Here is a 15,308-nt window from a genome sequence, read left to right on the forward strand (position 1 = left end):
GATTAATCCTTGGTCACGCGGTTGACTTCCTCCAGGCTGGTGATTCCCTGCATGGCTTTCAGCAGGCCTGAGGTGCGCAGATCGTTGAAGCCTTCTTTGCGGGCTTGCTCGGCGATCTCGATGGAGTTGCCTTCTTCCATGATAATCCGCTGCAGGGCGGGGGTGTTTTTAACCACTTCATAAATACCGACGCGACCTTTGTAACCGCCTTTGCAGTTTTCGCAGCCTACAGGCGAATACAGCTTGAAGGTGCCGATCAGCTCTTCCGGGAAACCTTCGTGAAGCAGGGTTTCCTTCGGCACGTCGTGTTCTTTCTTGCAGTGCGAACAGAGTTTTCGCGCAAGGCGCTGGGCGATGATCAGGTTCACCGAGGTCGCCAGGTTGAACGCCGGCACGCCCATGTTCAGCAGGCGGGTCAGGGTCTCGGCGGCGCTGTTGGTGTGCAGGGTGGACATCACCATATGCCCGGTCTGCGCCGCCTTGATGGCGATCTCGGCGGTCTCCAGATCGCGGATCTCGCCGACCATGATCACGTCCGGGTCCTGGCGCAGGAAGGCGCGCAGCGCCTGGGAGAAGTCCATGCCCTGGCGCGGGTTGACGTTGACCTGGTTGATGCCTTCCAGGTTGATCTCCACAGGGTCTTCAGCGGTGGAGATGTTGATGTCGGTGGTATTGAGGATGTTCAGACCGGTGTACAGCGAAACCGTCTTGCCCGAGCCGGTGGGGCCGGTGACCAGGATCATGCCTTGTGGCTGCTTGAGCGCGGCCAGATAGAGTTCCTTCTGGTCCTCCTCGTAGCCCAGGGCGTCGATGCCCATCTGCGCGCTGGAGGAGTCGAGGATCCGCATCACGATCTTCTCGCCCCACAGGGTCGGCAGGGTGTTGACGCGGAAGTCGATCGACTTGTTCTTCGATACGCGCATCTTGATCCGTCCGTCCTGCGGTTTGCGTCGTTCGGAGATATCCAGGCCGGCCATTACCTTGAGACGAGCAGAGATACGACTGGCCAACTGGATCGGCGGCTTGGCCACTTCGTGGAGCATGCCGTCGGTACGGAAGCGCACCCGATAGGTCTTTTCGTAGGGCTCGAAGTGCAGGTCGGAAGAGCCGCCGCGGATGGCGTCGAGCAGCATCTTGTTGACGAAGCGCACCACGGGGGCGTCTTCGGCATCGTCGCCGCCGTCGTCCTGGCTGGCGCTTTCCGCCTTGCCGACATCGACCCCGTCGAGATCGATATCGCCGAGGTCGCCGAGGGCGTCCATGGCGCCCTCGTAAAGCTTCTCGATGGCTACGCCGAGCTTGTCGTCCTCTACCAGCAGGGCTTCGGTGGTGAGGCCGGTGCTGAACTGGATATCGGTGACCGCCTGATGGTTGGTCGGGTCGGAGAGACCGATGAACAGTTTGTTGCCGCGTTTCCACAGCGGCAACACGCGGTGCTGGCGGACCAGGCGCTCGCTGATGACATCCTTCGGAATGCTTTCCCGATCCAGGCTGTTCAGGTCGCAATAGGCGATGCCGAACTGCTCGGCGGCCACCTCGACCAACGCCCGGCTCTGCACCAGCTTGGCCTGGACCAGGTGGCTGACCAGCGACTGCTTGTTGCGCGCGGCCTGCACCTGGGCCTGGCGGGCGGTCTTTTCGTCGAGGAGTTCGTTCAGGACCAGTTGCTTGGCAAGGCCGCTGAGAGGCGTGGAATCGTTCATTGGGGAACATCTGAAGAAGGCTTGGAGCGAGACTTATAACGCAGATGCCAAAGGCTGCCAAACCGACGATTCCGAGATGCCAAAAAGTGTCACATATTGCCGGCAGGGGAGAGCGGAACACTTTCGAAGTCTCCGCGAGAGTTGCGAAAGGAGGGCGTTTGAAAGGTTGGCATGCAACCTGCTTTGGAGGGGGAAGGCGTTTGGCCTATACATACCACATGGAGATATTCATGAAAGCTCAGAAGGGTTTTACTCTGATCGAACTGATGATCGTGGTCGCGATCATCGGCATCCTGGCCGCCATTGCCATCCCGCAATACCAGGACTACACCGCCCGTACCCAGGTGACCCGTGCCGTGAGTGAAATCAGCGCGCTGAAGACCGCTGCGGAGTCGGCGATTCTGGAAGGCAAGAAGCTCGTTTCCAGCGATACCCCCGGAAACAATGAATATGATCTTGGCTTTACCAGCTCTACTCTGCTTACTGGTAGCGGTAAGGGGCAGATCAAGATTGACAAAGCTGATACCGCAACTCCGGAGATTTCTGGTACTCTGGGCAACTCTTCTGGTAAGGGTATCGCTGGCGCTGTCATCACTGTCAAGCGTGATGATAAAGGAGTATGGACCTGCGGCATCACTGGTTCGCCGACCAACTGGAAAACCAACTACGCCCCGGCTAACTGCCCGAAATCCTAATAGGTTTTTCGGTATGGTCTAGTGGTAAAAGAGAAAACCCCGCATTGCGGGGTTTTTTCATTACGGACTCGCGATGAATCGAACAAGAGTGATCTGGCAAGGCGGGATTGCTTTGCCTTCTTTCGTAGGGCTTGCACTGCTATCCCTGATAGCAGCTATGCTGCTTTCGACTGTAATTCATTATGGGGTTTCTCCGAACTGGCACGACCAGCAGCGCATATTCCAGTTGCTGTTGCTGAGTGGCTCGTCACTGTTTTTTTTCTTGTATTTTCCTTCTTCGTTTATTAGGCGAAAGGTTTTTGCCGCTCTATTGTTGACTCTCGGGCTGGGTGTTTTTTCCTCCTTTCTTTCTGATAATTTTTCCTGGGCGCTCAAGGAGTGGTCGGTATTCGCCGGCCTGATGCTGTTCTCCTTCAATATTTCCGTCAGTCCGGAGTGGGTTCGCCGTGCCGCTATCTGGGGGCTGGTCGTGTTGGGAGGGTTCTTCTGCTACCAGTTCCTGCTTTCCTATCTCGCGGCCTTCGTCAGCGGACTCCGTGAGTTGAATCCCAGGGTTTTGCTCAGCGGCTTTTCCAACGTTCGGACCATGGGGCAGTTCCAGGCCATGCTGCTGCCGCTGATGGCTGCGCTGGGGCTGTACCTGCGAGAGACCGGGCGGTTCAGGCTGTCCCGGCTTGTCATGCTGCTGCTGGCCATTCAATGGTGCATCTCCGTCGCCTTGGCTGGACGCGGGCTCTGGTTGGGTTTCGCCGTCGCGCATCTCGCGCTTTGCTGGATCGGCCCCGTGGGGAGCCGCTTTTTGATCGTCCAGTTGTCCGCGGCATTCGTCGGACTGGCGCTCTATTTCCTGCTAATGGTTGCCTTGCCGACCTGGCTCGGTATCGACATGACCCTCATGTCCGGTATGCGCAGTGGTCTGTCTCTGCGCGACGTGTTGTGGCGAGATGCCTGGGGCATGTTCGTAGCCCATCCTTTGCTTGGGGTCGGGCCCATGCATTTCTCGGCGGTGCCGAACAGCGTCGGTGCCCACCCGCACCAGATGCTGCTGCAGTGGTTCGCTGAATGGGGCGGGGTCGCTGGCCTTCTGGTGGTTGGGCTGATGATCCTTGGTCTGCTTCGCGGCGCGCGTTACCTGCGTGAACAGGGCGATCCGATGGACGCCGGACTGTGGCTGGCCCTTGTTTCGGTCCTGGTCCTGGCCCAGGTGGACGGCGTGTTCGTCATGCCCTTCACCCAGACCGTATTGGCCTTGCTGGTAGGCATCGCCATGGCGCGCTGGTCGAAGCCGGTCGCGCCGTCCCCCGCACAGCGCTGGCTCTGTCGGGGCCTGGCTGTCGTTGTCATTGTCGTGCTGGGGCGCGTGTTGCTGCTCGAAGTGCCGGGGCTGACCGCGGCCGAGGAGCGCTACCTGGAAATCCACGGCGGCGGTGAGGCGCCACGTTTCTGGATTCAGGGTTGGATTCCCATGTGAGGGGGAATATCGGTTGAAATCCGGCTGCGCCGAGTGATACCTTCCCCGCGCCGCCGGATTAGCTCAGTCGGTAGAGCAGCTCATTCGTAATGAGAAGGTCGGGGGTTCGATTCCTCTATCCGGCACCAGTCGCATAAAAAAGCCCCGCTTCGGCGGGGCTTTTTATTGCCTGCGATTCGTTCAGAGGGTGAGGCGCATGGACAGGTCGACGGCCCTGACATCCTTGGTCAGGGTGCCGATGGAGATGTAGTCGACGCCGGTCTCGGCGATGTTGCGCAGGGTGCCCTCGTTGATTCCGCCGGAAGCTTCCAGCTTGGCACGGCCGGCGGTGAGGGCGACGGCGGTGCGCATGTCGTCCAGGCTGAGTTCGTCGAGCATGACGATATCGGCGCCGGCCTCCAGCGCCTGGCGCAGTTCATCGAGGTTCTCCACTTCCACTTCCACCGGCTTGCCGGGTGCTATGCGCCGGGCTTCGGCGATTGCCCGATCGATACCGCCGCAGGCGGCGATGTGGTTTTCCTTGATCAGGAAGGCATCGTAGAGGCCGATGCGATGGTTGTGGCAACCGCCGCAGGTGACCGCGTACTTCTGCGCCAGGCGCAGGCCGGGCAGGGTCTTGCGCGTGTCGAGGAGCTTCACCGCGGTGCCGGCGACCAGGTCGGCGTAGTGCTGGCTGCGGGTGGCGGTACCGGAAAGCAGCTGGAGGAAGTTCAGCGCGCTGCGCTCGCCGGTGAGCAGGGCGCGGGCCGGACCTTTTAGCTGGAACAGCATCTGGTTCGGCTCGACTCGCTGGCCGTCCTCCACCTGCCAGGTCACCAGCACTCGGGGATCGACCTGGCGGAAGACCTCGTCGACCCAGGCGCGGCCCGCGATCGTCGCGTGCTCGCGGGTAATCACCCGGGCCTCGGCCTCGCGCTGTGGATCGATCAAATGAGCGGTAAGGTCGCCGCCGCCGACGTCTTCCGCCAGGGCGGTGCGGACGTTGGCCTGGATTTCGCCTTGGAGGTCGGCAAGGGTGAGGTTAGGCATGGCGGGCTCCTGTACGAGATCGGGCGATTATACGGAGCGCAGCGGACGGCGTCTGTGCCTGCCTGGGCGCCGGTCGGGACGGCCGCCATTCATCGGCCTTCGCTTGTGTGAAGAGAGTCATGTCTATAGGAAAACCCTCTATCTAGATTTGAAAGTATCTCTATAATGAATGTAGATACTTGTTTTTGACGCCTGGAAATTGACGTTACGGACGACGCCAATCGATCCTCTGTGCCCGATTTTTGCCATTCCATGCGCGGCCGCGAGGGTGGCAGGAGAGTCCCGATGCAGAACGATGCCAATGTGGTGCACCTGACCAGGGTCGCTTCCGAGCCGTCGCCGAACGCCGGAGCGGGGCGCCTGCCGGTCATCCTCGTGCAGGTGCGCGACAAGGCGGCGTTGCAGCTGAAACAGGCGTTGCAGGTGTTGTTCGACAACGCCGACGACACCCTCTTCGAAATGGCCGACCGAGCCACCAGCAACCTCGAACAGAACGCTTTCTTCGAAGCCATGCGCGACCTGCGCCTCAAGCGCAAGAGTATCGAGCGGGTCTACCTGCAGAAGGTCTTCGAGGAGTTCTCGGCGCTCAACCAGGTACAGTCCGGCAAATCCGTGCCGACCCTGGATACCGTGTCCTTCGATAGCCTCAGCCTGGTACAGAACGAGGAACTGGAGGAGTCCGTCGCGGTGGACGCGATGGTGGCGCGGGTGATGAGCCGCGATGCCACCGCGCTGGCCCACCTGAGCACCCGCCTGAACACCCTGGTCGGGCGGAAGGTCGACGAGAAGAGCAATCCCCTCGCTCCGCGTCCGCTGACCGCGGCTTTCCTCGATGCCTGCCAGGGGCTCGGCGTCGAGATCAAGGTCAAGCTGATCATTCTCAAGCTGTTCGAGAAGTACGTCCTGGCCCATTGCGACCAGTTGTACGCCGAGGCCAACCAGATCCTGGTCGCTGCGGGCGTGCTGCCGGAACTCAAATCCGCACTGCCGCGGCGTCAGCCCGCTGTCCGTCCCGAAGCGGTACGCGATGCCGGGACCCTGCAGGCACAGGCTGCGCTACTCGACGGCGGCCAGCAGGAAGTCTTCGGCGCGCTGCAGGAACTGCTGGCGCAGGTCCGCGACAATCCTTCCTTCTACCGTCGCGAAACGCCTGAGAATGCCGCGCCGATTTCCAGCAACGACCTGATGCGCCTGCTTTCCCACCTGCAACAGCACTTGCCGGGCCCTGGCGCCGCGGAGTTCGACGTCCGCGACGGGGTCGACCAACTGCTCCAGCGGGTCAGCCACAAGAGCGGCCGTTCTCGGGTGGTCGGCCAGGTGGACGATGACGTCATCAACCTGGTGTCGATGCTGTTCGAATTCATTCTCGATGACCGCACCCTGCCTGATTCGCTGAAGGCCCTGATCGGTCGGATGCAGATCCCGATGCTCAAGGTGGCCCTGCTCGACAAGACCTTCTTCAGCCGCGGTAGCCATCCGGCACGTCGCCTGCTCAACGAGATCGCATCCGCGTCGCTGGGCTGGGCCGAACACAATGATGCCCGGCGCGACAGCCTGTACCAGAAGATCGAACAGGTCGTGATGCGGCTGTTGAACGACTTCGTCGACGACCCGGCGATCTTCGCCGAGTTGCTGGAGGACTTCATTGCCTTCACCGGCGACGAGCGCCGCCGCAGCGAGCTCCTCGAGCAGCGCACCCGCGACGCCGAGGAAGGCCGCGCCAAGGCCGAACTGGCCCGGCAGGACGTGGAGCAGGTGCTGAACCAGCGACTGCTCGGCAAGGTCCTGCCGGAGGTGGTGGTGCGCCTGCTGCGGGATGCCTGGAGCAAGGTGATGCTGCTGATCTGCCTCAAGCATGGCAAGGCTTCGGCCGAGTGGCGGGAGGCCCTGGATACCATGGACGAGTTGATCTGGAGCGTCGGCCCGCATGACGATCCGCTGTCCCGCCAACAGTTGCTGGAGCGTGTGCCTGGCCTGCTCAAGGCGCTGCGCGAGGGATTGGCCAGCGCAGCCTTCGATCCGTTTTCCACCGGAGAATTCTTCAGCCAGCTGGAAACCCTGCATGTCCAGGGTCTGCAGCGCGACAAGCGCGGCGAGGCGGCTATCGCGGACAGCCCCCTGCTCGACGAAGCGAGCCCGGGCACGGCCGCGGAAAAGCCCCGGGCGCCGGTCATGCTGCGGGTGGTCGAGGAAATCGTCCTGACCTCGCCGGACGCCGCCCCGGCGCCTGTCGAGAGCGAAGTGCGCCTGCCGGACAACGACGAGGCACTGCTGCGGGTCGATGCGCTGCGTGTCGGCAGTTGGGTGGAGATCCAGGAGGACGCCGAGCACAAGCTGCGCTGCAAGCTGGCGGCAGTGATCCGGCCCACCGGTCGCTACATCTTCGTCAATCGCACCGGGATGAAGGTTCTGGAAAAGACCCGCATGGGCCTGGCGGTGGAGTTTCGCCGGCAGGCGGTACGCCTGCTGGACGATGCCTTGCTGTTCGACCGGGCCCTGGAGTCGGTGATCGGCAACCTGCGGCGCCTCAAGGGCGCCTAGCCGCTTCTCGAGGACCCGGCGGATGCCGGGTCTTTTCGTTCTTGCGGGTAATACCTTTCCTCGACGCATGTCGAAGCGGCCGATCCAGAGCCCGCCTGATCGTCATTCCGGCGCCGCTGGATTAGAGTGGGGGCTCGTTCAGGAGCCCGTATGCATTTCGATTCCGTTACCGGCTGGGTCCGTGGCGTCCGCCACTGCCCTTCACCGAATTTCAACCTGCGTCCGCAAGGGGACGCGGTGTCGCTGCTGGTCATCCACAATATCAGCCTGCCGCCGGGACACTTCGGCACCGGCAAGGTCCAGGCGTTCTTCCAGAATCGCCTGGACCCGAACGAACATCCCTATTTCGAGGAGATCCGCCACCTGACGGTTTCCGCGCATTTCCTCATCGAACGCGACGGCGCCATCACCCAGTTCGTCTCCTGTCACGACCGCGCCTGGCATGCCGGGGTTTCCTGCTTCGACGGTCGCGAGGCGTGCAACGACTTCTCCCTTGGCATCGAACTGGAGGGGACCGACACGGAACCGTACACGGACGCGCAGTACACTGCCCTGGCCGGGCTGACGCGGCTGTTGCGCGCGGCCTTCCCGGCGATCACCCCGGAACGCATCCAGGGCCACTGCGATATCGCCCCGGAGCGCAAGACCGATCCCGGCGAGGCTTTCGACTGGTCGCGCTACCGCGCCGGATTGACCTATTCCAAGGAGGAAACATGACGTTCCTGGTGTTGCTGCTGGCCCTTGCGCTGGAGAAGTTCTCCGGCTGGCGCCGGCGTATCCAGCGCGATGGCGCCTGGCTCGCCTGGCTGGGCCTGGTCGAGGACCTGCCCTCGGTGTCCCGCCGCTCCTGGCTGGGGCTGCTGCTCGCGGTGGTCCTGCCGTTGCTGCCGCTGGCCCTGCTGCTGACATTGCTGCAGCCGCTGGCCTATGGCTGGCTGAGCCTCCCGCTGCATCTTCTGGTGGTGGTCTACAGTCTCGGCCGCGGCGACGTCATGGCCGACCTCGGGCCGTTCCGCGACGCCTGGCGGCGCGAGGAGGCCCAGGCTGCCTTCCATGTCGCCGAACGCGATCTGGGGATCCTGGGCGGCAGCGAGAGCGAACTGATCGGCCGGGTGCACGGCCATCTGCTCTGGCAGGGCTACCAGAGCTTCTTCGCGGTGATCTTCTGGTATGCCTTGCTCGGCCCGGTGGCGGCCCTGGCCTATCGCCTGCTGGCACTGGCGCTGGAGCACGCCCGCCAGCCGGCGTTGCGCGAACAGGCGGCGCGCGTCCGGCATATCCTCGACTGGTTGCCGGTGCGTGCGCTGGTGCTGAGCTTCGCCCTGGTCGGCAACTTCCTCGCGGTTATCCGCGTGTTGCTGCACTGGCTGCTGGCCTGGGACATCTCGGCGGCCGCGCTGCTGGGCAAGGCCGGACGGGTCGCCAGCGATGTCGAAGCGGTCGAACTGGGTGCCGCCGGCGTCGCCAGCCTGGATGCGCTCTGGCAATTGCTGGTGCGCGCGGCCGTGCTCTGGTATGCCGTGTTCGCCTTCTGCGCGCTGTTCCTCTGAGCGTAGCGACGGGGAATCCGCCTGCGATTCCCCGTTAACCTTAAGTTACAGAACACCAGGCCGATATCGGGTACACAGGTGAACGTGTCCGCATGATTTCGAAAGGCCATTGCCGAGCGGACTCCGTGCGTCAATGTCGTCACGCGGCGGCATCTCTCAGAACGATAAGAACAATCAGGAGACGTCTGGGTGAAGACCGTACTCTATCCCGCCATCGCGCTGATGAACCGGCTCAGCTTCGGCATGAAGTTCGGCCTGATCAGCGTGCTGTTCTTCCTGCCGCTGCTGATCACCAGCTTCTATCTGGTGCGCGATGCCTATCGCCAGTTCAGTGACACCCGGATCGAACTGCAGAGCTTGACGCTGCTGGGTAGCGGACTTCAGATCCGGCGTGGCCTGGAGTCCCTCAACGATCTGTTGCAGATCAATGCGGTCATCGGCCAGTCCGGCAAGGCCGGCGATCTGGAAGCGCGCATCGCGGACGTCCAGAAGGGGCTGCGCGGGCGGCTCGAGGCGCTGGCGCCGCTCAGCGAGGATGGTGCGGCGGTAGCCGAATTCGAGGCCCAGCGCGACCGGTTGCTCAACGGCTTGCAGGCCGTGGAGGCCGAAGGGTCCCTGCAGGGCAAGGGCGCACGGGCGGAGAAGCTGCTCGGTAGCGCACAGGTATTCATCAAGTTGCTCATCGCCCAGACCGGGCTCAGCCAGGACAGCCAGCGCCAGGTGCGCCAGCTCAGCGAGCTGGTCGGCTCGATAACGCCGGAGGTGACGGCGGCCATCAGCAAGGGGCGCGCCATCGGCGCCTACTCCCTGGGCCAGGGTTTCCTCAATTCGTCCTCCAGCGCGCGGCTCGACGAGCTGCTGCTGGAGTTCGAGAAACTGCACGGCGAGTATGGCCTGAAGCTGCAGGAGTCCCTGGCCGGCAGCCCACAGCTGCTCGAGGAGGCCGCCCAGGCCAGTCGCGAGACCCTGAAGAGCCTGGGGCAGTTGTTCGAGGACCGGGTGATCGTGGCCGAGACGCTGGATACCCCGTGGACGCAGTTCTACGATCAGGTCAGCGCGGCGATGGACAAGACCTACCAGCTCGACGACGCCGTTCTCGGCTATCTCGATACCCAGTTGCAAAAGCGCCTGCAACAGGTGCGCACGCAGATGCTGTTGCTAGTCGCCGCGCTGGCCGTGGTTTTCGCCGCGATCCTATACCTCTACGGCGGTTTCTACGTTTCCACCCGTGCCACCCTGAAGGATCTCGGGCGAATGATGGAGCGCGTCGCCGGCGGCGACATGACGGTCAGCTTCCAGGCCCGCAGCCGTGACGAGCTGGGCGAGCTGGGACAATCGTTCAACGAATCGGTGGCGAAGATCCACGACCTGATCGAGCGGGTCAGCCAGACCGTCGGCGAGGTCGAGCGGCAGACCCTGCGCGTCGAGTCGGTGTCGGCCGAAAGCAACCAGGCGGTAGCCGGGCAACGCAGCCAGATCGAGCAGGTGGCCACGGCGATGAACCAGATGGCCGCTACCGCCCAGGAAGTGGCACGCAGCGCGGCGATGGCGGTGAGCAGCGCGAACAGCGTGAACCAGGAAACCCTCAGCGGGCGCAGCCTGGTCGAGTCGCAGGTGGGTAGCATCCAGCGCCTGGCCGGCGAGATCGACCAGTCGGTGGCGGCGATCAATCGCCTGGCCAGTGACAGCGCCTCGATCAGCCAGGTGCTGGATGTGATCAAGGGCATCGCCGAACAGACCAACCTGCTGGCGCTCAATGCGGCGATCGAGGCCGCTCGTGCCGGGGAGCAGGGGCGCGGTTTCGCGGTGGTGGCCGACGAGGTGCGCACGCTGGCCAAGCGCACCCAGCAGTCCACCGCCGAGATCGAACAGATGATCCTGCGCCTGCAGGGCGGCGTCGATGCGGCGGTGAAGGCGATGGGCAGCAGCCACCATACCGCCGATGGCACGGTCAACGAGTCGGCGCAGGTGCAGCAGGCACTGGAGAATATCCTCGGCGCGGTGGGCATGATCGTCGACCAGAACCAGCAGATCGCCGCCGCCGCCGAGCAACAGACCGCCGTGGCCCACGATATCGACCAGAACATCGTCGAGATCAACCAGGCCGGCGAGCGCACCGCGGAAGGCGCCAGCCAGACCGAACGGGCCAGCCGCGAACTGGGCGCCCAGGTGACCCAGCTGAAACGCCTGATCGGCGCGTTCCGGGTGTAGGCGCAAGGCCTGCGCGGGACGTTTTTCGTCCATCCGATTGAACGCTGGGCGGACGGGGACATTCCACTGTCATGCACATGGGGTAAAGGCTGAGCAGGTCAATCCGGCGGTGCGACAGGCGGAGGCGAAATCGCGGCATTTTTTTATTGATCTCGCGTCCCCTTGGTCCTAAAGTTCGCGCCCGAACGTCCATGCTGGAAACGATCCATCCGGCTCAAGTACTGACGACGAGAGATCGCCTTGTGGCAAGGCGACGTCCGCTGCTCAAGCGGCCAGGTCGTCGCGCGGGACACGCGCGCGACCTACCAGGATGAACAGGCGGTGGCTGCCGGCAGGCAGGTGATACTCGGCGACATGCCTTGGGAAGTAGGCGAACCAAAGTGGGGAAACGGATTAGACGTTCAGCTTCACCCCTACGAATCCATGTGTTTTGCCATTGGGAGTCCCAACCATGTCCATCAAGGTCGAGGATTATTTCGCCCCTGAAACCTTCCAGCGCATGAAGGCCTTCGCCGACAAGCAGGAAACCCCCTTTGTAGTCATCGACAAGCAGACCATCGCCGATGCCTACGACCAACTGACCGACTGCTTCCCCTTCGCCAGGATCTACTACGCGGTGAAGGCCAATCCCGCTACCGAAATCACCGAGCTGCTGCGCGACAAGGGTTCGAACTTCGATATCGCCTCGATCTACGAACTGGACAAGGTGATGAAGACCGGCGTCGGTCCGGAGCGCATCAGCTACGGCAACACCATCAAGAAATCCAAGGACATCCGCTACTTCTACGAGAAGGGCGTGCGCCTGTTCGCCACCGACTCCGAAGCCGACCTGCGCAACATCGCCAAGGCCGCTCCCGGCGCCAAGGTCTACGTGCGTATCCTCACCGAGGGCTCGACTACCGCAGACTGGCCGTTGTCGCGCAAGTTCGGCTGCCAGACCGACATGGCCATGGACCTGCTGATCCTGGCCCGCCAGCTGGGCCTGGAGCCCTACGGCATTTCCTTCCACGTCGGTTCGCAGCAGCGCGACATCTCGGTGTGGGACGCGGCGATCGCCAAGGTCAAGGTGATCTTCGAGCGCCTGAAGGAAGAAGACGGCATCGTCCTGAAGATGATCAACATGGGCGGCGGCTTCCCGGCCAACTACATCACCAAGACCAACGACCTGGAAACCTATGCGGAGGAGATCATCCGCTTCCTCAAGGAGGACTTCGGCGACGACCTGCCGGAAATCATCCTCGAGCCGGGCCGTTCGCTGATCGCCAATGCCGGCATCCTGGTCAGCGAAGTGGTGCTGGTCGCCCGCAAGTCGCGGACCGCCGTGGAGCGCTGGGTCTATGCCGACGTCGGCAAGTTCTCCGGACTGATCGAAACCATGGACGAGTCGATCAAGTTCCCGATCTGGACCGAGAAGCAGGGCGAGATGGAAGAGGTGGTGATCGCCGGCCCGACCTGCGACAGCGCCGACATCATGTACGAGCACTACAAGTATGGCCTGCCGCTGAACCTGGCGAGCGGCGACCGCCTTTACTGGCTGTCTACCGGCGCCTACACCACCAGCTACAGTGCGGTGGAGTTCAACGGCTTCCCGCCGCTGAAGGCGTTCTACCTCTAGCGCAGTCGCCTCTGCTACGAAGAGCCCCGCCTCGGCGGGGCTTTTTCATGTCGCTCTGGAAGCCTCGCGGCGCTCGTGTCAGCCTTGTTCGACAACCCATGACAAGGACGCCGACATGACAGGCAATGGTGTTTCCCTGGTGACCCTCGGGGTCGCCGATCTGGCCCGCTCCTCTCTCTACTACCAGGCGCTGGGCTGGCAGCCCTCTTCGGACGGCAACGAGCAGGTGGTATTTCTCAAGGGCCGCAACCTGGTCCTCGGCCTCTACGGACGCAGCGCCCTCGCCGAGGATGCGCAGGTGGAAGATCGCCCGACCGGCTTCGCGGCTATCACCCTGGCCTGCAACTGCGCCTCGCGGGACGAGGTGGACCGTCTGTTCTCCGCAGCTACGGCGGCCGGCGGGCAGGCGACCAAGATGCCGCAGGAAGTGTTCTGGGGTGGCTACTCCGGATATGTCGCCGACCCGGATGGACACCTTTGGGAAATTGCCTACAACCCGTTCTGGCCGTTCGACGAGCAGGGCAACCTGGTCTTGCCCTGAGGGCGCTACGGATGGAAAAACGCCCCGCTCGGCGGGGCGCATTCCTTGGCGGCGGTCAGCCTTCGTTCGGCTGGCGGGACGGTGCGCGCGGCGTCGTTGGCGCGGGTCGTCCGGCCTGGGCTACCTGCTGCCCGGCGTCGGCCTTGTCCAGCGGCAGCTTGTCGAAGTCGCGCAAGCCATTGTGGGCATAGGGGTTGCCGATCCAGCGGACTTCATGCTGGAAGTCGTTGCTCACCAGGCTCTTGGTCGGATCGAAGAGGTCATAGTTGAGGCCGGCGAGGTCGGACCAGGTATGGATCAGGTCTTCGCTGCTGTAGCGTCGGTCGACCAGGGCCTGCAGGTCGCGCGGATGGGTCTGCTGCCAGCTGGGCGAAGTCCAGACCAGGAAGGGCACGGTGTACATGCCGCGGGTCGGGTCGCCTTCGTTGCGGCCGAGACGGTCGTGCGGGGCTTCGTCGAAGACTTCCTCGCCATGGTCCGAGAGGTAGACCAGGAAGCCGTTCGGATCGCTGTTGGCGAAGCCCTTGATCAGGCTGGAGACCACGTAGTCGTTGTACAGCACGGCGTTGTCGTAGCTGTTGTAGACCTCCACCTGGTCGTCGCTGAGGGCCGCCGGGGCGCCCTGGCGGTCGACGAAGCGAGCGTAATCGGCGGGATAGCGGTACTTGTAGTTCATGTGGGTGCCGAGCAGATGGACCACGATGAATTTCTTCGGCGCCGGGTCGTCCAGCACCTTGGCGAAGGGCGCCAGCACCGCGCCGTCCAGCTGGCTGGCGTTCTGGCTGCGCTGGTTGTTCAGGTAGAACTGCGCATCGGTCTGCTGGGCGAAGGTCGTCAGCATGGTGTTGCGCTTGGTCATGGTCTGCTGGTTGGTGATCCAGAAGGTCTTGTAGCCGGCCTGCTTCATCAGGTTCATCAGCGACGGATCGGTGAGGAAGCGGTCGGGATGCTCCTGGTCAGCGAACGTCAGCACCTGCTGCAGCACCTCGATGGTGTATGGCCGCGACGCCACCACGTTGTTGAATACCGTGAGGTTCCGGTTCGCGGCCTTCAGTGCGTCCAACTGCGGGGTCGTTTCGCGTGGATAGCCGTAGAGGCTCATGTGCTTGCGCGACGTGGATTCGCCGATCACCAGGACCAGCGTGCGCGGCGTATCGCCATTGGCATCGACGAGGTTCTTCAGCGGCGGTAGGGCCGCGTTCTTTTGCAACAGCGCCTGCATGCTGCCCAGTTGCTGGCGGTATTGCTGGTAGCCGATCAGCAATTGCCAGGGCACCGCCGGTTCCATGCGCGCCTGGACCTTGTCCAGGGCTTCGTCGAAGGGCCGGCCCTGGCTGACCAGTTGCTTGTAGAACGGATAACCGATGGTCGCGACGATCAGCAGCACCGCCACCGGCAGGGCGCTGAAGCGCGGCAGGTAGACCGGGCGCAGGCGGCGCCAGAGGAGGATGGCGACCAGGCTGTAGAGCACCAGGCCGAGGGTCATCCAGGGGTTGAAGTACTGGCTGAAATATTCGCTGGCCTCGGCGGTGTTCGACTCGAACATCACGAAGATCACGCTTTGCGAGAATTCCTGGTGATAGATGCCGAAATAGCTCAGGCCGACCAGCGAGGCGGCCCACAGCACCAGCCCGATGACGGCGGCCAGCGGCTTGGTCCAGCGCGGGAACAGCAACACCGGCGCAAGCCAGATGGTGCTCAGCACCATGGCGTTGCGGAAACCGGAGAAACCGCTGTTGCCGGAGGTCAGCAGGAGCAGTTGGGTGATGCCGGAGAAGAACCAGAAGAACAGGAACAGCCAGCCCAGGCCGGCCCAGTCGATGCGATTGCGCGTAACGCTTGGTGGAGTGGGGGACACGATAGCCTCGTACGATGGACCGGAGGCGCGATCGTCGCTCGCCTCGATGAAGCGGCGAGGGTAGGGAAAGGCTTGTCAAAAAAGTGTTATGTGG

The 15,308-nt window shown here is 63.0% G+C and carries 11 protein-coding genes and 1 tRNA gene; 9 read left to right on the forward strand and 3 right to left on the reverse strand.

Annotation, left to right across the window (positions count from 1 at the left end):
• Positions 1–2 precede the first annotated feature (2 nt).
• Positions 3–1,703, reverse strand: coding sequence for a type IV-A pilus assembly ATPase PilB (pilB, locus tag FHW81_RS24825; protein ID WP_003107297.1), 1,701 nt, complete (start codon positions 1,701–1,703; stop codon positions 3–5).
• A 230-nt stretch (positions 1,704–1,933) separates the two neighbouring features.
• Between pilB and FHW81_RS24830 the strand changes: the two genes are divergently transcribed.
• The 3 genes from FHW81_RS24830 (at position 1,934) to FHW81_RS24840 (ending at position 3,997) form a co-directional block, all read left to right on the forward strand.
• The gene (locus FHW81_RS24830; protein WP_023090842.1) at positions 1,934–2,398 is read left to right on the forward strand and encodes a pilin; all 465 of its coding nucleotides are present in this window, start codon (positions 1,934–1,936) and stop codon (positions 2,396–2,398) included.
• Between the two features lie 157 nt (positions 2,399–2,555).
• Positions 2,556–3,869 carry an O-antigen ligase family protein gene (locus tag FHW81_RS24835; protein WP_023090841.1) on the forward strand — a complete coding sequence of 438 codons (1,314 nt, stop codon included), beginning with the start codon at positions 2,556–2,558 and terminating at the stop codon, positions 3,867–3,869.
• Positions 3,870–3,921: 52 nt separating this feature from the next.
• A tRNA-Thr gene (locus tag FHW81_RS24840) sits at positions 3,922–3,997 on the forward strand.
• A gap of 52 nt (positions 3,998–4,049) precedes the next feature.
• Here the strand turns inward: FHW81_RS24840 and nadC are convergent.
• Positions 4,050–4,898 carry a carboxylating nicotinate-nucleotide diphosphorylase gene (gene nadC / locus FHW81_RS24845; RefSeq protein ID WP_003122081.1) on the reverse strand — a complete coding sequence of 283 codons (849 nt, stop codon included), beginning with the start codon at positions 4,896–4,898 and terminating at the stop codon, positions 4,050–4,052.
• A gap of 285 nt (positions 4,899–5,183) precedes the next feature.
• Here nadC and FHW81_RS24850 point away from each other — a divergent pair, with 285 nt between their 5' ends.
• From FHW81_RS24850 to FHW81_RS24875, 6 genes are all read left to right on the forward strand, one after another.
• On the forward strand, positions 5,184–7,439 hold the full coding sequence (locus FHW81_RS24850; RefSeq protein ID WP_411311238.1) for a DUF1631 domain-containing protein: 2,256 nt from the start codon (positions 5,184–5,186) through the stop codon (positions 7,437–7,439).
• Positions 7,440–7,589: 150 nt separating this feature from the next.
• Positions 7,590–8,156, forward strand: coding sequence for a 1,6-anhydro-N-acetylmuramyl-L-alanine amidase AmpD (gene ampD / locus FHW81_RS24855; RefSeq protein ID WP_016562336.1), 567 nt, complete (start codon positions 7,590–7,592; stop codon positions 8,154–8,156).
• Entirely contained in the window at positions 8,153–8,989 is an 837-nt protein-coding gene (gene ampE / locus FHW81_RS24860) for a regulatory signaling modulator protein AmpE (RefSeq protein WP_003104909.1), read from the forward strand. The genes ampD and ampE overlap by 4 nt, the downstream gene beginning before the upstream one ends.
• Positions 8,990–9,178: 189 nt before the next feature.
• Positions 9,179–11,200 (forward strand): methyl-accepting chemotaxis protein, encoded by a 2,022-nt coding sequence (locus tag FHW81_RS24865; RefSeq protein ID WP_023090839.1) that lies wholly within the window; start codon positions 9,179–9,181, stop codon positions 11,198–11,200.
• A 451-nt stretch (positions 11,201–11,651) separates the two neighbouring features.
• Positions 11,652–12,815, forward strand: a complete 1,164-nt coding sequence (locus FHW81_RS24870) for a type III PLP-dependent enzyme (RefSeq protein ID WP_003094617.1) — start codon at positions 11,652–11,654, stop codon at positions 12,813–12,815.
• A gap of 115 nt (positions 12,816–12,930) precedes the next feature.
• Entirely contained in the window at positions 12,931–13,356 is a 426-nt protein-coding gene (locus tag FHW81_RS24875) for a VOC family protein (RefSeq protein WP_003094613.1), read from the forward strand.
• A gap of 55 nt (positions 13,357–13,411) precedes the next feature.
• On the opposite strand, the gene FHW81_RS24880 is transcribed toward FHW81_RS24875, so the two are convergent.
• Positions 13,412–15,214 (reverse strand): phosphoethanolamine transferase CptA, encoded by a 1,803-nt coding sequence (locus FHW81_RS24880; protein WP_003104902.1) that lies wholly within the window; start codon positions 15,212–15,214, stop codon positions 13,412–13,414.
• Positions 15,215–15,308: the final 94 nt, after the last annotated feature.

The sequence above is a fragment of the Pseudomonas sp. RC10-4-2 genome, assembly GCF_050433085.1.
GTDB lineage: Bacteria > Pseudomonadota > Gammaproteobacteria > Pseudomonadales > Pseudomonadaceae > Pseudomonas > Pseudomonas aeruginosa.

Bases quoted from the DNA above. Each gene is read 5' to 3' on its own strand.
- pilB (WP_003107297.1), bottom strand. From the start codon at position 1,703: ATGAACGATTCCACGCCTCTCAGCGGCCTTGCCAAGCAACTGGTCCTG.
- FHW81_RS24830 (WP_023090842.1), top strand. From the start codon at position 1,934: ATGAAAGCTCAGAAGGGTTTTACTCTGATCGAACTGATGATCGTGGTC.
- FHW81_RS24835 (WP_023090841.1), top strand. From the start codon at position 2,556: ATGCTGCTTTCGACTGTAATTCATTATGGGGTTTCTCCGAACTGGCAC.
- nadC (WP_003122081.1), bottom strand. From the start codon at position 4,898: ATGCCTAACCTCACCCTTGCCGACCTCCAAGGCGAAATCCAGGCCAAC.
- FHW81_RS24850 (WP_411311238.1), top strand. From the start codon at position 5,184: ATGCAGAACGATGCCAATGTGGTGCACCTGACCAGGGTCGCTTCCGAG.
- ampD (WP_016562336.1), top strand. From the start codon at position 7,590: ATGCATTTCGATTCCGTTACCGGCTGGGTCCGTGGCGTCCGCCACTGC.
- ampE (WP_003104909.1), top strand. From the start codon at position 8,153: ATGACGTTCCTGGTGTTGCTGCTGGCCCTTGCGCTGGAGAAGTTCTCC.
- FHW81_RS24870 (WP_003094617.1), top strand. From the start codon at position 11,652: ATGTCCATCAAGGTCGAGGATTATTTCGCCCCTGAAACCTTCCAGCGC.
- FHW81_RS24875 (WP_003094613.1), top strand. From the start codon at position 12,931: ATGACAGGCAATGGTGTTTCCCTGGTGACCCTCGGGGTCGCCGATCTG.